A 24,517-nucleotide genomic window follows, 5' to 3' on the forward strand; every position below is an offset into this window, starting at 1 on the left:
CAGTTTCTTTATCTACACCATAAGGAATAATTTTAAAATATTTACCAGAAATATTTACAGGGCTACCATGTGTTAAATGACCACCATCTGTAAGGTTCATACCTAAAATAGTATCTCCTGGCTGTAGCAAAGCAAAATATACTGCTGTATTTGCTTGTGCTCCGGAATGTGGTTGTACATTTGCATATTCTGCACCAAATAATTTTTTAGCACGATCTATAGCTAATTGTTCTACAACATCAACATATTCACAACCGCCATAATAACGCTTACCTGGATAACCTTCTGCATATTTATTTGTAAGTACACTACCTTGAGCTTGCATAACAGCTTTACTTACAATATTTTCTGAAGCGATCATTTCCAATTTATCACGTTGACGAGAAAGTTCTTTGTTGATGGCTTCTTGTATTTCTGTATCAACAACATCTAAATTTTTCAATAAATCCATATAATTATTCCTCCACCTAAAGGGTTATTAATTATTTATAATAATTAATTTTAGAGATTGATTTTATTATTTTGCTTCTAAAGCCATGATTTTATTTACACGACGTTCATGACGACCGCCAGCAAATTCAGTTTTCATCCATGTACGCACAATTTCATCTGCAATTTCAAAACCAGTTGTACGTCCACCCATTGCTAAAACATTAGCATTATTATGTTCACGAGACATTTTTGCTGTATATGTTTCATGGCAAAGAGCAGCTCTAATACCTTTGATTTTGTTTGCAGCAATAGAAATACCAATACCTGTACCGCAAAGTACAATACCTCTATCAGCTTCGCCATTAGCTACTGGTGTACAAACTTTTTCAGCGACATCTGGATAATCTACAGATTCTGTGCCAAAAGTTCCTACATCTTCTACTTCTACTTCAGCAAATTCTTCTTTTAATACTCTTTTTACTTCTTCTTTTAAATCCACAGCACCGTGGTCACTACCAATAATTAATTTCATCTTAATCGACTGTATCCAGTCTTTCCCTCCTTATAGCTTTAATAGCTAAAGCTCAATTATTTCATACTATGATTATTTTATCATAATACAAAAGTTAATCAAAGGATTAAATAAAAATACTATTAAAGCCACTAGCCTTATGAAGTCTATTCATAATAGCAAGTCCTATGCCTTTATCTGTTGTACCTTGCGCTAAAATTATGTCTACATCTTTATCATCAAAATAGCGCAAACCTTCATATATTGCACTAGCTATTTGCGCTAAATTTTCTTGACTACCATAGGAAAAAGTATTTTGATGATTTAATTCATTAGCCACTTCATCACTTACAAGTAAGCCAACTTTTTTTCCTTCATTTTCATACTTATGCAAAATTTCTTTTATTGATGATGACATCTTTTTGTTATCACCTTCAATTAAAATCATATCTACTTTAGGTGCATAATGTTTATATTTCATGCCCGGAGCTTTTGGTACTACATTAGCTCCAACAATAGCTTTATCAATTTTTACTACAGGGAAAATTTCTTCTAACATTTCTTTAGTAATAGCCCCTGGTCGTAAAATGATAGGAACATCTTCTGTACAATCTACAATTGTAGACTCTACACCAAATTGGCAAGCTCCCCCATCTAAAACCATATCTATTCTACTTTGTAAATCCTTATAAACAGCTTGTGCTGTTGTTGGACTTGGTCTACCTGAAATATTGGCACTTGGTGCTGCTATTGGTGTATCAGCATATTTAATCAAAGCTCTAGCTATATCATTATCTGGCATACGTACTGCTATAGTATCAAGACCACCAGTTACTGCTTTTGGTACGATATCGCTTTTCGGTAAAATAATCGTGATAGGGCCTGGACAAAAAGCAGTCATTATCTTTTTTGCCATTGGTGTTACTTCGCTCACAATGCGACCTAACATTTTTTGGTCATTGATATGCAAAATTAAAGGATTATCTGATGGTCTTCCTTTAGCTAAATATATATTTTTAGCTGCCACTTCGTTTAAACCATCTCCGCCTAATCCATATACTGTTTCTGTTGGAAAGGCTACTAAACCACCATCTTTTATACATTGCCCAGCTCTTTTTAAAGCTTCATCATCTATTGAATTTATTTTTATTAATTCTGTTTCCATGCCAATACCACCCTGTCAATACCTGCATAATCCTTGATGATTTCTATATTTTGCCAACCATTATCTATTGCCATCTGTTTCACAGGTTCAGCTTGATAAATACCTATTTCCACAGCCATAAAACCACCATCTTTCAAATATTTCATGCCTTGAGTAAATAATCTTTGATAAAAGCTCAACCCATCTTTATTATCTGTAAGTGCCGATAATGGTTCATAATCTTTAACATCAATTTCTAAAGTTGCTATATCCTTCTGCGGAATATATGGCGGATTAGATACAATCACGTCAAAAACTTTATCTTTTACTGGCTCAAATAAATCGCCTACAAAAAATTCACATCTATCATCTACTTGCAAATTCTGAGCATTTTCTTTAGCTACAGCTACAGCATTCGCAGAAATATCCACTGTAAAACCTTTTGCTCTAGGCAAATTTTTGAGTAAAGATAAAATAATTGCTCCACTACCTGTGCCAATATCTACAATATCATAACTTTGTTTATCACCAAAATTTTCATTTACTTTAGCTATAGTATTTTCTACTAAAATTTCAGTATCAGGTCTAGGTATCAAAGTATCTTTTGTAACTTTAAAATCAAATCCCATAAATTCTCTTTGACCTAAAATATAAGCTACAGGTATATGGCGAGCTCTTTTAGCTACATATTCACGAAATTTTGCCAATTCTTTTGCTTCCATAGGCTCATCAAAATGCACATACAAATAAATTCGCTTCTGTCCCAAAACATGAGACAGAAGCACTTCAGCATCAAGACGAGCAGACTTTATACCCTTTGATTTAAAATAATTAATTGTCCAATTCAACAAAGAACTTATAGTCCATACATCTCTTGATTTTTCCATATTATTTTACCTGTTTTAATCTTTCAGTTTGATCAGCAGTTATAAGTGCATTGATGATTTCATCAATTTCACCATTTAAAACAAAATCTAATTTATGAAGTGTAAGTCCAATACGGTGGTCTGTTACACGACCTTGAGGGAAGTTATATGTGCGGATACGCTCACTTCTATCGCCTGAACCTACTTGAGATTTTCTATCTGCTGCGATTTCATTATTTTGTGCTTGTTGAGCTTGTTCTTGTACTTTTGCACGAAGTACTCTCATCGCTTTTTCTTTATTTTTAAGCTGAGATTTTTCATCTTGACATTGTACTACGATACCAGTTGGGATATGAGTAATACGTACAGCTGTTTCTGTTCTGTTTACATACTGACCGCCAGCACCACTAGCACAATAAGTATCAATACGCAATTCATTTGCTTTAATATCTACTTCTACATCTTCAACTTCTGGTAAAACTGCTACTGTAACGGCTGAAGTATGCACACGTCCAGAAGACTCAGTCTGTGGTACACGCTGTACACGATGAGTACCACTTTCATATTTTAATTTACTGTAAGCACCATAACCATTGATACAGAAAGATACTTCTTTAAATCCGCCAAGTTCTGTAGGATTTGCATCAAGCATTTCAACTTTCCAGCCCTGCATTTCTGCATAACGAGAATACATTCTGAATAAATCACCAGCAAAAAGAGCAGCCTCTTCGCCACCTACACCACCACGGATTTCCATGATAACGTTTTTACTATCATTTGGGTCTTTTGGCAATAATAAAATAGGAAACTCGCCTTCTAATACTTCTTTACGTGCAGATAATTCTTTTACTTCATCTTCAAGCATATGTCTCATATCATCATCTATATCTTCATCAAACATAGCTTTATCTTCATCTATTGTTTTGCATATTTTTTTGTATTCACGGAATTTATCCACAAGTTCAGTAAGTGCAGCATGTTCTTGATTATATTTTTGCCATTTTGGCATATCTGCAATAATATCTGGGTCACTAATCAAAGATTCCAATTCTAAATACTTATCTTCAACTGCTTGTAACTTATCTAACAATGCCTTTCCACCTCATTAATTTTATTCAACTAAAAGATTAGCGGTAGGCTAATAAAAACCTTCCGCTAATTTTAATTTACACATTTATTTATTTCTATAATAAAATACTATATCAAATACTAGCATTTACTTTCAAATCATTTAAATTTTGTTTATCTATAGTATCATCATTTTTAGTTTCTACTTTTACTGTTTCTCCTACTTCAATAGCAGCCTTTAGAGATTTTACAGCAACTTCTATCATTGAATCGTCAGGTTCTCTAGTTGTTAGATACTGTAACCACAAACCTGGCAAAGAAATAGCATGTACTATTTTATTTTTAGAACGACCAGCAAAACGAATTAATTCATAAGATATACCTGCTACTACTGGCAATAATAAAACCCTAGAAATAATACGTTCCCAAAGGCTTGGCCAACCTAAGAAAGAAAACATAAAAATGCTGACAATCATAACAATTAATAAAAATGATGTTCCACAACGTGGATGTAATCGAGAAAATTTCTGTACATTTTCTGGTATCAATTCAACGCCAGCTTCATAAGCATGAATTGTTTTATGTTCAGCGCCATGATATTGAAATACTCTTTGAATATCTTTAGCTCTCGATATGCCATATATATATAAGAAGAAAACAATCATGCGGACTAATCCTTCCCATAAATTCATAACCACATGACTATCTGTAGTAATCAAATTAACAGAAGCTGTAGGAATTACTACAAATAATAAAATAGCTGCACATAAAGATATAGCCATAGTAATTGCAATATCTTTATTTGTAAGCTTATCTGCTTCTTCCTCTCCTGCCATCTGTGCTGAATAAGTTAAGGATTTAAGCCCCATAACTAATGACTCACCTAAGGATAATATGCCACGGAAAAATGGCTTTTTAAATATAGGATATTTTTCTGCTAGAGAATTTATTGGTTTTACATCAACTGTAATTACGCCAGAAGGTTCTCTTACTGCTGTTGCCACTTTTTTAGGTCCACGCATCATTACACCTTCAATTACAGCTTGTCCACCTACCATTAATTTTTCTGACACTTAAAATCCACCTACCTTATTTAATTATAAATCTATAATTAGTATTTATTTTTAAATATAAATGAAGCAGAGCATTTCTGCTCTGCTTAGCATTCGTATTTTTATTTTTTGCCATAACGTTTGTTGAATTTTTCAATACGTCCACCAGCTGCCATGTCGCGTTGACGACCAGTGAAGAATGGATGACATTTGGAGCAAACGTCTACACGTAATTCACCTTTAACAGAGCCAGTTTTAAAAGTATTGCCACAACCACAGATAACTGTAGTTTCTTTATAATCAGGATGGATTCCTTGTTTCATTCTGTCGCACCTCACTCTCTGACATTTACTGATTGATTATATCACAGACTTGACATACTTGCAAGCTTTAGTTATACGAACTACATTAGTTTACAATATTTTTTATCAACAATCAATAGTAATTGCAAATATCGTTGTAAATACTTATAATAAAATAAGTTAATTATAAAATCTGATATAATGTTTTTATTTGATAATAGAGAAGGGATAAGTTTTTTATGAAGAAAAATAATAATGATTTGCAACATGTATGTAGTTTTTGTAAACGCAATATAACTATACGTTCCCAATATGATATGCCTATTTATGACCCTCAAACAGGTTTTGCTATCTGTAAAAATTGTATCAAAGATATTTATGGATATATTGTTGAACATGATAAACGTGATGAAAAATCTCAAAATCGCAAATTCGTAAATAGTCTTGATGATATCTTAGCTAAAAATAAACCTCATGTCATCAAAGAATTCTTAGATCAATATATCATCAATCAAGACCGCGCTAAAAAAATATTATCCGTTGCTGTATATAATCACTATAAACGCATGAAATATGGTTATACTCATGATAAACGCGATATGAATATTGAAAAATCTAATGTAATTATGCTTGGTCCTTCTGGTTGTGGTAAAACAGCTATGCTTCAACATTTATCTAAACTCTTAGATATTCCATTTGCTGTAACTGATGCTTCTAGCCTCACAGAAGCAGGTTTTGTCGGTTCTGATGTTGAAGTAGCTGTAAGAAATCTTTACTATGCTGCCGACAAAAATATTGAAAAAGCTGAACATGGTATAATCTATCTTGATGAATTTGACAAAATTGCTCGTAAGTCTGGTGCTAATAACTCTATCACCGCAGATCCTGGTCATGAAGGTGTACAACAAGGTCTTTTAAAAATGATGGAAGGTGGCGTTGTTGAATTCACAGCTCAAGGACAACGTAAACATCCAGAAGCTCCTACTATTAAAGTAGATACTACTAATATATTATTCATTGTTGGCGGTGCGTTCGTCGGCATTGAAGAAATCATCGCCAAACGTTTAAAAACAGATAACAGTGGTATTGGTTTTGGTGCAAATGTTAAAACTAAAAATGATAAACCAATATTTAATGATTTAATCCATAAAGTTCGCCCAGAAGATTTGATAAAATTCGGTATCATTCCAGAAATTATCGGTCGTTTACCTGTTATCTGCACACTTGAAGAACTCACTGAAGATGATTTATTAAAAATCTTAACTGAACCAAAAAATGCACCTGTGCGCCAATATCAAGAATTATTAGCTATGGATAAAGTAAAATTAGAATTTGAACATGATGCACTCTTAGCTGTAGCTAAAAAAGCTATCGAACGCAAAACTGGTGCTAGAAGTCTTCGCGGTATCTTAGAAGATGTTATGCTTGATATAATGTACGAAATTCCTCAATCTGATGAACCTAGAAAAGTTATTATCACCAAAGATTGTATTGAAAATCACACTCAACCTAAAATAGAGCCAATATCTACAGACGATACACAAACAAAATCCGAATAAATTTATATAATAAAACCTCGTTAAAAGCTTTATAATAACTTTTAACGAGGTTTCATTTTTATTTTACTTATTTATTATCTATTATTTTTTTAAAACGGAACCATCATAATATAATGTAGCAAAATAATCTTCAATTGTTTCTGCACGGCGAATTAATTCTACAGAACCATCTTCATGTAATAACAATTCTGCACTGCGCAATTTACCATTATAATTGAAGCCCATTGCATGACCATGTGCACCTGTATCAAACATAACAATGCGATCACCAATATCAATCTTAGGTAATTTACGATCAATAGCAAATTTATCATTGTTTTCACATAAAGAACCAGTTACATCATATACATGATCACAAGGTTCATTTTCTTTGCCAACAACAACAATATGATGATAAGAACCATAAAGAGCTGGACGCATTAGATTTGCCATACAAGAATCTAAGCCAATATAATTTTTATAAGTGTTTTTCTGATGCAATACAGTAGATACAAGATAACCATAAGGACCTGTTATTGCACGACCTGATTCATAAGCAATAGCAGTAGTAGTAAGACCTGCTGGCACTAAAATTTCATCGTATAATTTATGCACGCCTTCACCTAATGCTTCTAAATCTACAGCATTATCTTCAGGACGATAAGGAATGCCAATACCGCCACCTAAATTGATGAATTCAAATTTGATACCTAATTTAGTTGCGATTTCAGCAGCTAAATCAAAAACAATTTTAGCATTTAATAATAAACCTTCAAGTCTAGTTTCATTAGAAATTACCATTGTATGGAGACCAAAACGTTTAACACCTTTATCCATAGCTATTTTATAAGCTTCAAGCATCTGTTCTTTAGTCAAACCATATTTAGCTTCTTCTGGTTTACCAATGATATCATTACCTTCAATTAAATTACCAGGATTATATCTAAAAGACATAACTTGTGGCATACCAGCATTTTTCTCTAAATATTCAATATGTGTAATATCATCTAAATTGATAATAGCACCTAATTCAATAGCTTTTTGAAACTCATCTGCTGGAGTATCATTAGAAGTGAGCATTATTTTTTCACCATGTATACCTGACGCATCTGCAAGTAATAATTCTGGTAAAGAAGAACAGTCTGCACCTGCTCCTTCTTCTTGCATAATCTGTAAAATACGAGGATTTGGTGTTGCTTTTACTGCGAAATATTCTCTAAATTCAGGAGCCCAATCAAAAGCCTTTTTAAAACGGCGGAGATTTGCTCGAATTGCTTTTTCATCATAAATATGGAAAGGTGTTGGATATTTTTTTATAATTTCTTCTAATCTTTCTTGAGAAATAGGAAATTTTTTAATTGCCATTTATTTGCCTCCTGATTTTATATTTATTACATAATCTTTATATCTGTATTCTAAAATTGTTACATGTTAACAGATAATAAGCTGATTATAACATTTATTGAGAACTTTAGTCAATTTATAATTAGAATAAATCCACTAACTTAAAACATAATGAATAAAAAAATATACATGTATACATGATGGATATATATAAAAAAAATTTACAATTTGTAGTATAATCATAAGAGTTCCCATTTAACAGTGTTATTAATCAAATAAATTTTGTCTTTTATATTTAGGAGGAATTTACATATGAGTTTTAGTATGGTTGCATCTCATAGTACAGGAAAAGTTTTGAAAGATGTTATTTTTGGTGCAAGCGCTGCTTGCAATGAAGCTATTCAAAAATATGGAGCAGACAAAGTAACTAATGGTACAATTGGTGCTATTATGGATGATGAAGGCAAACTTATTTGCATTCCTACAGTAGAAAAAGTTCTTCGCTCCTTACCTACAAATGAACTTGCTGCTTATGCTCCTATCATTGGTCTTCCTGCATATCTTGAAGCTGTAAAAAATCTTACATTTGCTGATAATAAACCAGACGGATACCTTGAAGCTGTTGCTACTGCTGGTGGTACTGGTGCTATACATAATACCATTTGGAATTATTCTGAAATTGGCGATAGCGTTTTAACTTCTGATTGGTATTGGGGTACTTATAACGTTTTATGTCAAGAAGCTGGCCGTAAATTAGAAACATATGAACTTTTCGATGAAAATATGAACTATAATATCGAAAGTTTCACAGATAAAGTAAATACTCTTTTAGCTGACCAAGACTCCTTACTTATCATCATCAATACTCCTGCACATAATCCAACAGGATATAGCTTATCTGAAGAAGATTGGGATAAAGTTCTTGATGTTTGTAAAGAACATGCTAAAGGTGGTAACAAAAAAATCACTTTACTTGTAGATATTGCTTATATCGACTATGCTGGTGAAAAAAATGAATGTCGCAAATTCATGAGAAAATTCTCCAATCTTCCTGAAAATATCTTCACTATTTTCGCTTTCAGTATGTCTAAAGGTTATACACTTTATGGTCAACGTACTGGTGCTATGGTTGGTCTTTCTTCTAGCAAAGAACTCACTACTGAATTTTTAAATGTCTGCAAATATACAAGCCGTGCTACATGGTCTAATATCAACCGTGGCGCTATGGCTACACTTGCTGCTATCGATCAAGATAAAACTTTACTTGCTCAATTTGAAGCAGAACGCGATGCTATTTATCAGACTATTAAACAACGTGGTGCAATCTTCATGGAAGAAGCAAAAGCTTGTGGTCTTAAAGCATTACCTTATAAAGCAGGTTTCTTCTTATCCATTCCATCTATCGATCCTGCTGCTGTTTGCGATAAATTACATGACGATTTAATCTTCGCTGTACCATTAAAACGCGGTGTAAGAATTGCAGTTTGCTCTATCTCTGCTGAAAAAATGCATGGTATTGCTCAAAAAACATTAAATGCTTTAAACTTTGTTGAAGGTAAATAATAAAATTTTCACTTCTAATTAAATATAAACAAAAAAGGTAAGTTGCTTTATTAATTATATTAAGTAACTTACCTTTTTTATTGCATATATATTTTTATTTTATTATTAGCTATTTTTTCTGTGAAGGATTAATATGTTCTCTACCATATCTATTCCAACTAATATTATTTTCTTGTCTACCAATCATAGGAACGTCTTGTGTACCACCTATTTGCTCTACATCAAGAAAAAATTCTGTACCGCTTACAATTACATGATATCTTTTTTGTTTCATTATCAATTACTCCTTTATCTCTATCAGCCACCAAACATAGCAAGCATAGTACCTGCAGCCACTGCTGTACCAATTACCCCTGCAACATTTGGACCCATAGCATGCATTAATAAATAGTTACTAGGATTTGCTTTTTGACCTTCAATTTGAGATACACGAGCTGCCATTGGCACAGCGGATACACCTGCTGAGCCAATAAGTGGATTAATTTTGCCACCACTTAATTTACACATTACTTTACCAAATAATACACCAGCTGCTGTACCACCAGCAAATGCAACTAAACCTAAGAAAATAATTTCTACAGTCTGTAAACGTAAAAATTTATCTGCAGACATTGTAAGACCTGTACCTAATGCTAAGAAAATAGTAACTATATTACAAAGTGCATTTTGAGATGTATCAGATAATCTATCTGTAACACCAGATTCACGGAATAAATTACCAAGCATCAACATACCAATTAAGGAAGCGATAGGTGGTAATAATAAGCTTATAATGATTGTAGCCATAATAGGGAATACAATACGTTCAAATCTAGTAACTTCTCTTAACTGACCCATTTTTATAGCACGTTCTTCTTTAGTTGTAAATAAACGCATAATAGGTGGTTGAATAAGTGGTACTAAGGACATATATGAATATGCTGCTACTGCTATAGCACCTAATAAATCTGGAGCTAATTTTGTTGCTAAGTAGATAGCTGTAGGGCCATCAGCACCACCAATAATACCAATAGAAGCTGCTTCTTGAACATTAAAACCAAGTAACATTGCTCCACCTAAAGCCACAAACACACCAAATTGTGCAGCAGCTCCTAACATCAATGTATTAGGATTAGCAATAAGCGGTCCAAAATCAGTCATTGCACCTACACCCAAAAAGATAAGTGGTGGGAAAATTTCCATCTGAATACCTTGACCAATAGCCCACATAACACCTTCATGGAAACCATTATTAGGGAAATTTGCTAATACACAGCCAAATGCAATTGGTGTTAAAAGTAAAGGTTCATAACCTTTACCAATTGCTAAATATAATAAAATAAGTCCAACTACTATCATAGTAATATTTCCCATATTCAAGGCTACATATCCACTATCTGTCCAAACAGATTGAATTGCTACTAAAAAAGCATCCATATTATAATGCCTCCCATTCTTTTATATACTTTCTTTATAGCTCTATGATTATATTGCATAATACTATAATTTTCTTATTGATTTTATTTCAAAATCTTTACATCCATAAGCCATTAAAGAAGTAACTATTATTGCTGCTAAAGTTTTATCTGCCATATCATCTTTAGGCACTTGAACCTGCTCAACTGGCTTTATCGCTTCTTTTTTAGGTTCAGCTTTTTTTATTTTAGTAGGGTCAATGACATGTATTAGCCTAATAAATAAGCCTAGAATATACAATACTGCAAATACTATTGTCATATTAATAACCATGATTAATACAGGATTTGGTGCGTCCATATTTATTCCACCCTTCTGAAATTATATATATTACTAATTCTTTATAAAAAATTTAAATCCTTCTAAGGCGAAAAAATTTTCAAAAATTTTTTAATTTATTGAAAAACAATTACATTGTTTTTGGTTTTCTATTACATTTTGTTATAAAAAAAAAGAGATACCCTTCGATATCTCTTATATACGCTCACGAATTTTATGCAAAGTCACTTGCAAATTCTTTGCCAAAAGTGCTTCTAGATCTTTTAGTTCTGAGCAATCATATTCATATGTTACCTCTGGTATACGATGTAAACGTGCTTCACCAAAAAATTCATCTCTAAAAACATTGTAATAAATAATAAAATTACTTTCTTTACTAAAATCGCAATAATCAATGATAATATATGAACCATTTATTATCTTCACAGGCTCTTTAGGACTGATAAATAATTTAAAACCATCTATTTCTTTTGGTAAATTATCAATATATTCCCAATCCATAATAGCCTTATCTTCAATAATAGAACTTATATGATCTCTATTAAAATGAGAAATATCTCCTAATAGATTATCAAATCGCTCTTTTAGAATTATTTCCAGCTTATCAAGACTTTCAGAAATATACTCTATCGCACAAAATTCTGTAAGACCAATAGTTACCAACAGTTTATATTCTTTTGTTTCTTCATGATAATAAATCGTTGTTTTTCGTTTTAAATCATCATTTTCATAACTATAAATTAAAAATGTATCAGCCACTTCTTGCATCAATATTTTTAATTTAAAATTGTTTTTCTCAGGTGGTAAAGATTGCAAATAAGTCCAGACCGAAACTTCAGCCTGGACTTTTTCTAATTGTTCTTTTTTCATTAAAAATTATTTACCAGTACGACCACGTTTTGTCATAGGTACGTTATCATGGCAAAGTGGGCATTCTTCTGGTTTATAAGTTGTAACATCAAGATGTAAAAGTGCATGAGCAGGAACATCTTCAAATGTAGCTTTACCACCGCTTCTATCTACAAGAAGACCTACACCTACTGGAATAGCACCTTCAGCTTTTACTACATCAATAACTTCTCTTACAGAACCACCAGTTGTAACGATATCTTCAACGATAGCAACTCTTTCACCTGGTTTTAAGCTAAAACCACGACGGAAAGTCATTTTACCATCAACACGTTCTGTGAAAATAGCTCTTGTACCAAGTGCTTTACCAACTTCATGGGCAAGTAAAATACCACCAGTCATAGGGCCTACTACAGTATCAATATTTTTATCAGCAAAATATTCAGCAAGTGCTTTACAAAGCTGTTCTGTGTATTTTGGTTGCTGTAACACATTGAATTTTTCTACATACATTGGGCTATGAAGTCCAGAAGTTAAAAGGAAATGACCTTCCATAATAGCATTAGTTTTTATTAATAATTCTTTTACTTCTTGTTCAGTCATGATTAAGCATTCTCCATTTCTTTTAATATATTTTCAGCAGCTTCCACTGGATTTTGAGCTGCTCTTATTGGTCTGCCTACAACAAGATGAGTAGCACCATCTGCTAAAGCTCTAGCTGGAGTTGCAATTCTGCTTTGGTCATCAATAGAAGCACCAGCAGGACGCACACCTGGTGTTATAATGAGGAAATCTTCGCCACAAGCTTCGCGAATGAATTTTGCTTCTTGTGGTGATGCTACTACACCATCAAGTCCAGCTTCTTTAGTGAGTTTTGCTAAGCGAATTACCTGATCTTTTATAGAAACAGTTTGACCAAGACCTTCCCAATCAGCTTCATTAATGCTTGTTAAAATTGTTACAGCAATGATTTTTGGTGCTTCAATACCCATTTTTTTAGCTTCAGCACGCACTGTATCTGCTGCTGTTTTCATCATAGTGTATCCACCTGAAGCATGAACATTCATAATGTCTACACCTTGATATAAAAGTGAACATAATCCTTGTGCTACTGTATTTGGAATATCATGCAATTTTAAATCTAAAAAGATTTTTTTATTGCGTTTTTTCAATTCTTCAATAATAGATGAACCTACTCTATAGAATAATTCCATTCCTACTTTATAGAAAACAACACTATCGCCTAATTTATCAACTAAAGCGAGTGCATCTTCTTTTGTATGGAAATCAAGAGCAACGATTAATTTATCTTTTACCATAAAAATACCTCGTTATCATTTAATTGAATTTACTACAATTATCCAACAATATAAACTCGACATTGCAATGTGTATTTTTACAAATATACGCCGATAAGAAATCCTATCGGCGTATAAATTTTACGTTAAATTATGCTAGTTCATCGCCACGACCAATATAATCTTGAAGTGCTAAAGAATATACTAAGCGACGTTCACGAATGAAGCTCAATACACGCAATACTTCCCAAGCAGTATCTAAAGATGTAAGACATGCAATACCATGTTCTACAGTAGCACGGCGAATTCTGAAACCATCTTTAGCGAATTTCTGACCTGGAGTTTGTGTAGTAATAACCATATTAATACCGCCAGCTTTAATCATTTTAATGATATCGCTGCTACGATCACTGCCTACATTTTGTCCACGTTCATGAACTTTATATACGATAGAAGATTCTACGCCTACTTCTTTTAATGCTTTAGCTGTACCTTCTGTAGCTGCAATTTTGAAACCTAGTTCAGCAAAAGCTCTACCTAATTGTTTCATTTCTTCTTTGTCTTTATTAGCTACAGTGAAGAGAATTGTTCCTTCATGAGGAATATTCATACCTGCACCTGTGATAGCTTTATATAAAGCACGTGCATAATGGTAGTCAATACCCATTACTTCACCTGTGGATTTCATTTCAGGCCCAAGGGAAATATCTACATCTTGCATCTTAGCAAAGGAGAATACAGGAGCTTTTAAAGCTACATATGGTTTTGGTTCTACAAGACCAGATTTTAAACCAAGGTCTGTAAGTTTTTCACCTAATGCTGCACGAGTAGCAAGTTCTACCATATTGATATCTGTAACTTTACTTAAGAATGGTACAGTACGGCTAGAACGAGGATTTACTTCGATTACATATACATTATCATTTACTACAACGTATTGGATATTTAATAAACCTTTAACATTGAGATTTAAGCCAAGACGTTTTGTATAGTCAATGATAGTAAAGATTACTTTAGAAGATAAAGTCTGTGGAGGATATACCGCAATACTATCTCCAGAGTGAACACCAGCACGTTCGATATGTTCCATGATACCTGGAATTACTACTGTTTCACCATCAGCAATAGCATCAACTTCTACTTCTGTACCTTGCATATAATGGTCGATGAGTACAGGATGATCTGGTGTAACTTTTACAGCACGGTTCATATAATCGCGTAATTCATCTTCATTATATACGATTTCCATTGCACGACCACCAAGTACGTAAGATGGACGAACCATGGAAGGATATCCGATTTTTTCAGCTGCTTTTACTGCATCTTCAACATTTGTTACGCTAGCACCTTGAGGTCTTGCGATATTAGTCTGTTCTAATACTTCATCAAAACGTTCACGGTCTTCAGCACGGTCGATATCATCAACAGATGTACCGAATACTTTTACGCCAGCAGCTTTTAAAGATGCTGCAAGGTTGATTGCAGTCTGACCACCAAACTGAACGATAACACCTTCTGGCTGCTCTTTATCAATGATATTTAAAACATCTTCTGTTGTAAGTGGTTCAAAATAGAGTCTATCAGAAATATCAAAGTCTGTACTTACTGTTTCTGGGTTATTGTTAATGATGATTGCTTCAATACCCATTTTGCGAAGTGCCCATACAGAATGAACGGAACAATAGTCGAATTCTACACCCTGACCAATACGGATTGGACCAGAACCTAAAACGATTACTTTACGTTTGTTTGTAGTCTGTACTTCATCTTCTTGAGCATGGAATGTAGAGTAATAATATGGTGTAGCAGCTTCAAATTCAGCAGCACAAGTATCAACCATTTTATAACAAGGTAAAAGATTGATATCTTTTCTCATGTTGCGAACTTCATTCATTTCTTTGCCTACAATTTCAGCAATAGAACGGTCTGCTAAACCATAGCGTTTTGCACGACGTAAGTTTTCTTCTGTTAAGCCGTCTTTTGCAAGTGCAATTTCTGTATCTGTGATATTTTTAATTCTACGTAAGAACCATTTATCAATTTTTGTAACTGCATTGATTTCATCAATATCACAAATGCCACGACGTAATACTTCAGCGATAACAAATAAACGTTCATCATTGATGCGAGATAAATGATTTTTAAGTTCTTCATCGCTCCAAGTATCAATTTTATCAATGTGTAAGCGATTTACACCGATTTCAAGAGAACGTACTGCTTTTAATAATGCACCTTCAAAGCAACGGTCGATAGACATAACTTCACCTGTTGCTTTCATCTGTGTACCAAGAGTGCGGTCAGCATATACGAATTTATCGAATGGCCAACGAGGGAATTTAACTACGCAATAGTCTAAGGAAGGTTCAAAGCAAGCTTTTGTTTTCTTAGTTACTGCATTTGTGATTTCATCTAAAGTATAACCGATAGCAATTTTAGCGGAAACTTTAGCAATTGGATAACCAGTAGCTTTAGAAGCGAGCGCACTAGAACGGCTAACACGTGGGTTAACTTCGATTACATAATATTGATTGGATTTTGTATCTAATGCGAACTGTGCATTACATCCACCTTCGATACCGAGTTCACGAATAATACGTAAAGATGCACTACGAAGCATTTGATATTCATGGTCAGTAAGTGTCTGAGATGGAGCAACTACGATACTATCACCTGTATGCACACCAACTGGATCAAGGTTTTCCATGTTGCAGACTACGATACAGTTATCATTGGAGTCACGCATAACTTCGTATTCTACTTCTTTCCAACCAGCAACACTACGTTCGATAAGTACTTGACCTATCATACTGTATTTTAAACCGCGAATAACGATTTCAATTAATTCTTCTTCATTTTCTGCAATACCGCCGCCAGTACCACCAAGAGTATATGCTGGACGTACGATAATAGGATAACCAATCTGATTTGCAAAATCTACAGCAGAAGCGACATCATCAACGATTGTACTTTCTGGAATTGGTTCACCTAATTTTTGCATAGTTTCTTTGAAAAGCTCACGGTCTTCAGCGCGTTCAATAGCTTCCAAAGAAGTACCTAATAATTCAACATTATATTTTTCTAAAAGACCTGCTTCAGATAATTTTACAGCAAGGTTAAGACCAGCCTGACCACCTAATGTCGCAAGTAAACCATCTGGACGTTCTTTTGCTAAAATTTCATCTAAAAATTCAACTGTAAGAGGTTCTATATATACACGGTCAGCGATATCTTTGTCTGTCATAATTGTAGCAGGGTTACTGTTTACAAGTACAACTTCAAGTCCTTCTTCTTTTAATGCACGGCAAGCCTGTGTACCTGCATAGTCAAATTCAGCAGCCTGACCAATGATAATAGGACCAGAACCGATAACCATTACTTTTTTTAGATTTTGTTTTTTTGGCACTTAATTATTCCCCTTTCTGAAGCATTGCCCAAAATTGGTCAAATAAATATCTATTATCATCTGGACCTGGTGAAGCCTCTGGATGATATTGTACAGAGAAAATAGGTAATTGTGTATGACGAATACCTTCTACTGTACCATCGTTTACAGCTCTATGTGTTACTTCAAGTGGCAATCCTTTTAAAGATTCTTCATCTACAGCATAACCGTGGTTTTGAGATGTAATATGAACTCTACCAGTGAGTAAGTTTTTAACTGGTTGGTTAGAACCACGATGACCGAATTTTAATTTATAAGTATCTGCACCAAAAGCTAAGGATAATAACTGATGACCAAGACAAATACCAAATGTAGGTTTTTTACCTGCAATTTCACGTACTACTTCAATAATTTCTGGTAAATCTTTTGGATCCCCAGGGCCATTGGATAAGAAGATACCATCTGGATTTAAAGCCATGATTTCATCAGCTTTAGTATCAGCTGGAACGATTGTTAAATCACAACCAATGCCATGAAGAGAATCTAAAATATGTTGTTTTATACCAAAGTCCATAACTACAACATGTGGACCGCCTGGATTTTCCATTTTATAAGTTTTTGGTGTAGTAACAATTTTTACTACTTCTTTTGGAATTTCATTTTTCATTAAAGCGTCAATTTCTTCTTGAGTTGCAGTTTCAGGTACAAGAACACCTTTCATAGCACCTAAAGAACGAATATGACGAGTAACAGCACGAGTGTCTACATTATATAAGCAAGGAATATCTTGTGCTTTTAAGAATTCAGCTAATTCTTCTTCTTTTTGCCAGTTGCTACCAATATCACAAAGTTCGCCAATGATAAAACCATTGAAGAAACATTTACGAGATTGATTGAATTTTTTTGCTGCACCATAGTTACCGATTAATGGGTAAGTGAGTGTAACGATTTGACTGCAATAAGATGGGTCAGTTAAAATTTCCTGATAACCTGTCATACCAGTATTGAATACAACTTCACCTAAAACAGGTCTTTCATCAAGCATATCGCCATAAAAAACTGCTCCGTCTTCTAATACTAATTTGCCTTTCAAAAGAGCACCTCCAAATTATTAAGCTATAATTTCACCATTATCCATTACAATATTGCCTTCAACAATGGTCATAACGGCTTTACCTTTTAATGTACGACCTACAAATGGACTATGAGAACCTTTTGTGTAGAATTTTTCTTTTTCTACTGTCCATTCAAGTTCTGGGTCAAAAATAGTTATATCTGCCATAGCATTTTCTTCTAAGATACCACGTTTACCATCGAAGAATAATTTACCTGGCATATAACTCATTTTAGCTACAAGCTCATTTAAAGAAATTAAATCTTTATGATATAAATCTGTTAATAATACGCCAAGTGCAGTTTCAAGACCTGGGAATCCACTTGGAGCAAATTTATATTCACGATCTTTTTCTTCTTGAGCATGTGGTGAATGATCTGTTGCAATGATATCAATAGTACCATCTTTTAATCCTTCAAGAGCTGCATTTACATCAGCTTGTCCACGAAGAGGTGGATTTACTTTTGTTGAAGAATCTGTTGGATCTACCACTTCATCAGTCATAGTTAAATGATGAGGTGTTACTTCTGCTGTAACTCTCACACCACGTTTTTTAGCTTGACGAACCATATCAATTGCATTTTTAGAACTAATATGAGAGATATGCACCCATGCATCAGCATATTCAGCTAACAAAATTTCACGCATTACTGCGATATCTTCTGCTACTGTTGGTCTACCTTTCATACCGAGCATAGCAGAACGATGTCCTTCATTCATTACACCTTCTGCTACAAGACTTGTTTCTTCTGCATGAGACATAATTGCTTTATCAAAAGTTCTTAAATAATCCATAGCATTGAGCATTAATTTGCAATTATTATCAAAATGACCATCATCAGAAAAAGCTACAGCACCAGCTTGTGCCATATCGCCGACTTCTGCTAATTCTTTTCCTTCTTGCCCTTTAGTAAGTGCACCAATAACTTCAATATGCACTACGCCTTCATCTTGAGCACGTTGTTTTAATCCATTTACTAAGATTGCATTATCTACTACAGGTTTTGTATTTGGCATTGTTGCCACTGTTGTAAATCCGCCAGCAGCAGCAGCTTTAGAGCCAGAAGCAAAATCTTCTTTAGCTTCTTGACCAGGTTCACGAAGATGAGTGTGCATATCAATAAAGCCTGGAGCTACTACTTTACCTTTAGCATCTATTACTTTTGCATCACTGGCTTCTAAATTTTCACCAATAGCTACGATTTTACCATTTTCTACAAGGACATCACTGACAGCATCAAAATCTTTGCCAGGATTTATAACTCGTCCACCTTTAATCAGTAATTTCATTGTCTTTTCCTCCTGTTAAAGTTAGAGTTAATAAAGCCATACGAACAGCAACACCATTTTGTACTTGGTCTTGAATTGCAGAATTTAAACCATAAGCAATTTCTGGAGAAATTTCTACACCTTTATTCATTGGACCTGGATGAAGAATTAATACATCTTTTTTAGCTAAAGCTAAACGTTCTTTATTCAAGCCAAAGATACGTGCATATTCACGAAGAGATGGGAATAAACCTGATTTCATACGTTCAAGTTGAATACGTAAAACATTAATTACATCAGCATCTTTAATTGCATCTTCCACACGGTCATGTACAAAAATGCCAGGTTCTTCAGCTAAATATCTTGGTAATAATGTTTTTGGACCTGCAAGATGAACTTCTATGCCCATTTTTCTCATACCCCAAATATCGCTACGAGCTACACGGCTATGAAGTATATCCCCAATAATAGCAACTTTTAAACCTTTTAAAGTTCCTTTATGTTGTCTAATTGTGAATAAATTCAACAATCCTTGAGATGGATGTGCATGTGCTCCGTCCCCTGCATTTATGATAACTGGGCTTACAACTTTAGTTGCATATTCAGCTGCACCTTCGGCACTATGACGCATGATGATAGCATCAACGCCCATATCTTCAAGTGTGAGCAGTGTATCGCGAAGGCTTTCACCTTTAACAATACTACTTGTACTAGATGTAATATTTACTACATCTGCACTTAGATATTTGCCTGCTAATTCAAACGAAGTACGCGTTCTTGTACTTGGTTCATAAAATAAAGTAACAACTGATTTTCCTCTTAATGTTGGTAATTTTTTAATATCACGATGAATGATATTTTTCATTTCTTTTGCTGTGTCCAACACTAATTCGATTTCTTCCGGAGAAAAATATTCTAATCCAAGAATATTTTTACCACGTAATGAAACGCTGTTTCTACTCAACATAGTCACTCCTTCGCACTTTAAATGAAACCCAAAATCAAAAAAAGCCTTCCTATGCGAAGGCATAAGAAAGCTACTGATAGCGCAATATAAAGATATATAGTGCTCCCTTTCAACCTCGCTGGATTTTTTTAAAGGGCTATATTTTTATTACTCAAATACTATCATAAACTAGTAATCCTGTCAAATAAAAATGCCTGCATATCTTCTTTAATTATTATATCAAAAATTATCTATATTATTCCAAATTATTTTAAAAAATATTATAAATGTTTATTCAAAAATTACCATCGTTATTGTTACTTATAATCCGTTGATTTATATACATAACATTTATACGATTTATTTAAAATCATAAATTCTAAAGGAGTTCTTATGATAAGAAAAAAATTAGGGCAACGTATAAAAGAAAAACGTTTGCAATTAGGCTTAAGCCAAGAAAAATTTGCTCTTTCTATTAATATGGACAGAACATATTTTGCTAGCGTTGAAAAAGGAAAAAGAAATATTTCTATTTTAAATATAGAAAAAATAGCTAAAGGATTAAATATTTCTTTATCTGAATTATTTCAAGAACTTTAATTTACACTAAGGAAGGATATTTTTATGAGACAAAAAATTAAACTTATTATAATAGAAGAATTTTCTAAAGTAATTGATAGTATACAAAAAGATTTTTCTAAAAATTACAAAAACAAAACAAATAATTTTTTACTTTCACAAATGGATAAGCGTATAATGGCTAACATGGTTTTCGTTAGTAGTTTTGAATCTAAAAGTGGTTTTGCTATTGAAGCTTGTGCTAAAAGAATTGCTCGATTAAAATTTGGTAAAGAAAATGTGCCCACTATTGTTAATCCTAGAAATCTAAAACACAATCTAGATCCCCATTCTATCAATGGTCAAATCATTATTACAGATGTCGATACAAATAATGGCAATCTACGTGGTGAAATAGCTTCTTTCCGTGCTAACAATGAAGCATATGGTAAAGGAAAAAATCGCATTGAAAGCCGTGTTACGCAAGCAAAAATTAAAAATGAACTTTATCCTTTATCTATAAAATACAAAACTAATACAATTTATACAAAACCTGTAGATTTAGCTTTTTTTGATGGTCAAAATTGGAATATATCCGAACTTAAAGCTGGTGGCGATTTAGATAGTTCTAACGCACCATCTAATGTAGAAAAACTACTAACCATTTATGTAGATATGGGTATAACTAACTGTAATGCTTATTTTGTAGCTCTTTACAACAAAAATGGTGAAGGCAATACTTGGACTGGTAGTGTAAAAAAACATCTAAATTATCCATCTATGTTTCTAATTGGTTCTAATTTTTGGAATAAAATTTTGCCAAATGATATAGATTTTTACACCTTTGAACAAATTTATCACGATGCTTTAGTAGAATTAAATCTCAATGAACATATCAATACATTAATAAATAAAATCATAAAGGATTAATATTTTGTTTAAATTAATAAATGATGACTGTTTTAATTTAATGAAAACAATTCCTGATAATTGCATTGACTTAATTTTAACTGATCCACCTTATAATATAGCTCAATATTCAACAGGAAATATTTTTTTGCCTAAACGAAAACCCATCAATAATGATATTGCAAATTGGGATAAAAATTCAATAAATCCACATAATTTAGTATATGATTTTAAACGTATTTTAAAACCAACTGGAAATATTTTTATCTTTACTGGTTATAATAAATTAGGACAGTGGCATGAAGCTTTCGATAAAGAATTTGATACTTTTCAAATTTTTATCTGGCATAAAACTAATCCACCGCCTAAAATATATAAAAATGGATTTCTAAATAGTTGTGAACTCATTGTTTGTCTATGGAATAAAGGTCATACTTGGAATTTTTCTACACAAAAAGAAATGCATAATTTTTTTGAATGCCCTATTTGTTCCTATCCTGAGAGATTAAAATCTCCATATCATCCAACACAAAAACCAATAAAACTTTTAAAACATCTTATATCTATTGCCAGTAATCCTAAAGATTTAATTTTCGATCCATTCATGGGAGTTGGTTCAACTGGTATTGCTTCTTTAGAATTAAACAGACGTTTTGCTGGATGCGAAATAAATAAAACATATTTTAAAGCTTGCTTTGATAGATTAAACTCTGTTTATCATTAATCAATAATATTTGTTATTATTAAATGTTCAACATCTCTTGTATTTCTACCACGTACATTATATGTGTAAGTATTATCAAAAGATATTATATTAAAATTATTTTCATACAGATTTCGAATGAAATCTGTATTTTTTATTACTAGTATAAACTTAGCTTTTATTTTTTTTAACTCATTTGCTAATCGTATTTGATCATCTTTTGTAAACTGTCTATTTTCATAATCTGAAAAATCTGTATCATATGGTGGATCTAAAAAGATAAAATCATTTTCAGTTACCTGTACTTGTTTAAAGAAATCTGCAAAATCTAAACAATATATTTTAGTATTTTGAAAAACATGTTTAATTTCTTCATTAAACATATTTTCGATTTTATTTCTTAATATTTTTTTATTATAAGATATTCCTCCATATGGTATATTAAATTCACCATTATTATTATATCTAAACATAGAGCCATAGCAATATTCTCTTATAAAGTAAAAATTAGCTACTTGATATGCTCTAGATAATGATGTATTTCTTTTTAAGTTAATATCGTTATACACCTTTCTAAAATACATATAATAACCACTCATAAAACCAGTTATTAAATTATCCCTCAAATCCTCTTCTAATAATGGTTTCTTTTCATTTAACTTTACAACTCTTAATATTTTATTTGTTTCTGTTTCTATTATCTGTCTAAAAAATTCATTTTTGTCTATAAGCAATGTATTATAAAATTCTAAATCAAAATTTTGCATTAATTTTTTAGAGAAAATTTTTAAATCATATACAATATTTTCTTTTTTATAATTTTTATCTCTAGTTTTTATATATATTTCTAATATATCATTATAAAATTTATTACAAAATGATAATAAATCCATAAAACTTTTATCATAATTAATTAATAATTTATACAACTGATTATCCTGATTTTTAATTAATTCATAATAATTAATTAAAGACTTTGATATATCATTTACCAAAGCTTTCTGTGGTGATAAATGAAAAAATAATGCACCACCACCAAAAAAAGGCTCAATATATCTATCATATTTTGGAATTAAATATTCAAAATTTTTAATTTCTCCAGATTTTCCACCTGGCCACTTTATTATAGGTTTCACAATATCTCCTTCATATTATAATTCTATTTTTTTAGCATCTTATTCTATCATATTATTTTTTATATGTGAAGAAAGCTATATATCATGATTTATTCATAATATATAGCCTTCTTTATTTATATAACTTATTATAATGTTTTTTATTTTCTAGTACACGTTTTACATATTCTCTTGTCTCAGGAAAAGGTATTTTTGTATAATCTTTAAAATTTATATCCCAATGATATTTTTCCATCCATTCATATACATTTCCTCTACCTGCATTATATGCTGCAAGAGCTAATACTTCATTACCTTCAAATTCTGTCTGCAATTCAGATAAGTACCATGTACCATATTTTATATTCATATTCACATTATACAATTTATCTACAGAAAAACTATCATCTTCTATTTGCGTAGCAATCCAGCTACCAGTTTCTGGCATGATTTGCATAAGACCTCTAGCCCCATGGACAGAAGTAGCATCTTGACGAAATTTACTTTCCGCTAAAATAACACTTGCTACTAAATTTCTATCTACTTCATATCTATCTGCATAAAAATTTATTGTATCTTGATAATCATATGGATATAAATATTTTCGTTGAAAATCCTCATTTTGCCAAATAAAATAACTTAAACTAGCTAATACTAAAATCATTAGCAATAATTTTTTCAAAAAACTCATTTTACGTTTTGTCTTAATATTTACTTGATGGTGTATCCTCTCACTCCTGAACCTCCCACGACTAAAGTCGCGGGGTTCTCGGTCAAGTATTCTAACGAATACAGTATCTCCGAGCTATCCCCATAGTTC

The 24,517-nt window shown here is 32.4% G+C and carries 25 protein-coding genes; 5 read left to right on the plus strand and 20 right to left on the minus strand.

Translation table 11 applies throughout. From position 1 onward, the window contains the following. The 7 genes from AC5LAX_RS11345 to rpmE all read right to left on the minus strand — a co-directional run. On the minus strand, positions 1-451 hold a 451-nt coding region (locus tag AC5LAX_RS11345), incomplete at its 3' end, for a PLP-dependent aminotransferase family protein (protein ID WP_493263857.1). A gap of 66 nt (positions 452-517) precedes the next feature. After that, positions 518-964 (minus strand): ribose 5-phosphate isomerase B, encoded by a 447-nt coding sequence (rpiB, locus tag AC5LAX_RS11350; RefSeq protein WP_018999744.1) that lies wholly within the window; start codon positions 962-964, stop codon positions 518-520. A gap of 106 nt (positions 965-1,070) precedes the next feature. Further along, positions 1,071-2,108 (minus strand): L-threonylcarbamoyladenylate synthase, encoded by a 1,038-nt coding sequence (locus AC5LAX_RS11355; RefSeq protein WP_288909271.1) that lies wholly within the window; start codon positions 2,106-2,108, stop codon positions 1,071-1,073. Further along, positions 2,093-2,974: a peptide chain release factor N(5)-glutamine methyltransferase gene (gene prmC / locus AC5LAX_RS11360; RefSeq protein WP_288909272.1), complete on the minus strand. Its 882-nt coding sequence runs from the start codon at positions 2,972-2,974 to the stop codon at positions 2,093-2,095. The genes AC5LAX_RS11355 and prmC overlap by 16 nt, the downstream gene beginning before the upstream one ends. Before the next feature lies 1 nt (position 2,975). Further along, positions 2,976-4,043 (minus strand): peptide chain release factor 1, encoded by a 1,068-nt coding sequence (prfA, locus tag AC5LAX_RS11365; RefSeq protein WP_008540005.1) that lies wholly within the window; start codon positions 4,041-4,043, stop codon positions 2,976-2,978. Positions 4,044-4,155: 112 nt separating this feature from the next. Then, positions 4,156-5,094 carry a DUF1385 domain-containing protein gene (locus AC5LAX_RS11370; protein ID WP_288909274.1) on the minus strand — a complete coding sequence of 313 codons (939 nt, stop codon included), beginning with the start codon at positions 5,092-5,094 and terminating at the stop codon, positions 4,156-4,158. A 101-nt stretch (positions 5,095-5,195) separates the two neighbouring features. Next, positions 5,196-5,396: a 50S ribosomal protein L31 gene (rpmE, locus tag AC5LAX_RS11375; protein ID WP_008539999.1), complete on the minus strand. Its 201-nt coding sequence runs from the start codon at positions 5,394-5,396 to the stop codon at positions 5,196-5,198. Positions 5,397-5,614: 218 nt separating this feature from the next. On the opposite strand from rpmE, the gene clpX reads away from it, so the two are divergent. Then, positions 5,615-6,934 carry an ATP-dependent Clp protease ATP-binding subunit ClpX gene (clpX, locus tag AC5LAX_RS11380; protein ID WP_266286667.1) on the plus strand — a complete coding sequence of 440 codons (1,320 nt, stop codon included), beginning with the start codon at positions 5,615-5,617 and terminating at the stop codon, positions 6,932-6,934. A gap of 81 nt (positions 6,935-7,015) precedes the next feature. Here the strand turns inward: clpX and lysA are convergent, their stop codons facing one another. Continuing rightward, positions 7,016-8,278, minus strand: coding sequence for a diaminopimelate decarboxylase (lysA, locus tag AC5LAX_RS11385; protein WP_115151991.1), 1,263 nt, complete (start codon positions 8,276-8,278; stop codon positions 7,016-7,018). Between the two features lie 291 nt (positions 8,279-8,569). On the opposite strand from lysA, the gene AC5LAX_RS11390 reads away from it, so the two are divergent. After that, on the plus strand, positions 8,570-9,820 hold the full coding sequence (locus AC5LAX_RS11390; protein ID WP_117585609.1) for a pyridoxal phosphate-dependent aminotransferase: 1,251 nt from the start codon (positions 8,570-8,572) through the stop codon (positions 9,818-9,820). 109 nt (positions 9,821-9,929) lie between these two features. On the opposite strand, the gene AC5LAX_RS11395 is transcribed toward AC5LAX_RS11390, so the two are convergent. The 10 genes from AC5LAX_RS11395 to AC5LAX_RS11440 all read right to left on the minus strand — a co-directional run bounded on the left by AC5LAX_RS11395 (position 9,930) and on the right by AC5LAX_RS11440 (position 20,433). Beyond that, positions 9,930-10,094 (minus strand): hypothetical protein, encoded by a 165-nt coding sequence (locus tag AC5LAX_RS11395; RefSeq protein ID WP_008539989.1) that lies wholly within the window; start codon positions 10,092-10,094, stop codon positions 9,930-9,932. 23 nt (positions 10,095-10,117) lie between these two features. Further along, entirely contained in the window at positions 10,118-11,236 is a 1,119-nt protein-coding gene (locus AC5LAX_RS11400) for a sodium ion-translocating decarboxylase subunit beta (RefSeq protein ID WP_018999751.1), read from the minus strand. Positions 11,237-11,299: 63 nt separating this feature from the next. Beyond that, positions 11,300-11,575: an OadG family protein gene (locus AC5LAX_RS11405; RefSeq protein ID WP_115151993.1), complete on the minus strand. Its 276-nt coding sequence runs from the start codon at positions 11,573-11,575 to the stop codon at positions 11,300-11,302. A 174-nt stretch (positions 11,576-11,749) separates the two neighbouring features. Further along, complete coding sequence (locus tag AC5LAX_RS11410) at positions 11,750-12,424, minus strand: hypothetical protein (protein ID WP_167624566.1); 675 nt, start codon at positions 12,422-12,424, stop codon at positions 11,750-11,752. A 6-nt stretch (positions 12,425-12,430) separates the two neighbouring features. Further along, positions 12,431-13,006 (minus strand): orotate phosphoribosyltransferase, encoded by a 576-nt coding sequence (pyrE, locus tag AC5LAX_RS11415; RefSeq protein WP_008539985.1) that lies wholly within the window; start codon positions 13,004-13,006, stop codon positions 12,431-12,433. Positions 13,007-13,008: 2 nt separating this feature from the next. Next, the gene (gene pyrF, locus AC5LAX_RS11420) at positions 13,009-13,722 is read right to left on the minus strand and encodes an orotidine-5'-phosphate decarboxylase (RefSeq protein ID WP_115151995.1); all 714 of its coding nucleotides are present in this window, start codon (positions 13,720-13,722) and stop codon (positions 13,009-13,011) included. Positions 13,723-13,852: 130 nt separating this feature from the next. Further along, the gene (gene carB / locus AC5LAX_RS11425; protein ID WP_018999755.1) at positions 13,853-17,104 is read right to left on the minus strand and encodes a carbamoyl-phosphate synthase large subunit; all 3,252 of its coding nucleotides are present in this window, start codon (positions 17,102-17,104) and stop codon (positions 13,853-13,855) included. Between the two features lie 4 nt (positions 17,105-17,108). Beyond that, entirely contained in the window at positions 17,109-18,176 is a 1,068-nt protein-coding gene (gene carA / locus AC5LAX_RS11430; RefSeq protein ID WP_018999756.1) for a glutamine-hydrolyzing carbamoyl-phosphate synthase small subunit, read from the minus strand. 18 nt (positions 18,177-18,194) lie between these two features. Then, on the minus strand, positions 18,195-19,487 hold the full coding sequence (locus tag AC5LAX_RS11435) for a dihydroorotase (RefSeq protein ID WP_266286663.1): 1,293 nt from the start codon (positions 19,485-19,487) through the stop codon (positions 18,195-18,197). After that, positions 19,471-20,433, minus strand: a complete 963-nt coding sequence (locus AC5LAX_RS11440; protein ID WP_008539980.1) for an aspartate carbamoyltransferase catalytic subunit — start codon at positions 20,431-20,433, stop codon at positions 19,471-19,473. Before AC5LAX_RS11440 ends, AC5LAX_RS11435 begins: the two co-directional genes overlap by 17 nt. A 372-nt stretch (positions 20,434-20,805) precedes the next feature. Here AC5LAX_RS11440 and AC5LAX_RS11445 point away from each other — a divergent pair, with 372 nt between their 5' ends. The 3 genes from AC5LAX_RS11445 to AC5LAX_RS11455 are packed head-to-tail and all read left to right on the plus strand — an operon-like array spanning position 20,806 to position 22,603. Then, positions 20,806-21,012 carry a helix-turn-helix domain-containing protein gene (locus AC5LAX_RS11445; protein ID WP_018999759.1) on the plus strand — a complete coding sequence of 69 codons (207 nt, stop codon included), beginning with the start codon at positions 20,806-20,808 and terminating at the stop codon, positions 21,010-21,012. A 24-nt stretch (positions 21,013-21,036) separates the two neighbouring features. Further along, complete coding sequence (locus AC5LAX_RS11450; protein WP_018999760.1) at positions 21,037-21,900, plus strand: TdeIII family type II restriction endonuclease; 864 nt, start codon at positions 21,037-21,039, stop codon at positions 21,898-21,900. Positions 21,901-21,904: 4 nt separating this feature from the next. Next, positions 21,905-22,603, plus strand: a complete 699-nt coding sequence (locus AC5LAX_RS11455) for a DNA-methyltransferase (protein ID WP_117585606.1) — start codon at positions 21,905-21,907, stop codon at positions 22,601-22,603. On the opposite strand, the gene AC5LAX_RS11460 is transcribed toward AC5LAX_RS11455, so the two are convergent. Together AC5LAX_RS11460 and AC5LAX_RS11465 are read right to left on the minus strand one after the other, a co-directional pair. Next, positions 22,600-23,718, minus strand: coding sequence for a DNA adenine methylase (locus tag AC5LAX_RS11460; RefSeq protein WP_167624564.1), 1,119 nt, complete (start codon positions 23,716-23,718; stop codon positions 22,600-22,602). The genes AC5LAX_RS11455 and AC5LAX_RS11460 overlap by 4 nt on opposite strands. A 112-nt stretch (positions 23,719-23,830) precedes the next feature. Beyond that, the gene (locus tag AC5LAX_RS11465) at positions 23,831-24,361 is read right to left on the minus strand and encodes a lytic transglycosylase domain-containing protein (RefSeq protein ID WP_288909277.1); all 531 of its coding nucleotides are present in this window, start codon (positions 24,359-24,361) and stop codon (positions 23,831-23,833) included. Positions 24,362-24,517: the final 156 nt, after the last annotated feature.

The organism is Megamonas sp. (assembly GCF_986095205.1).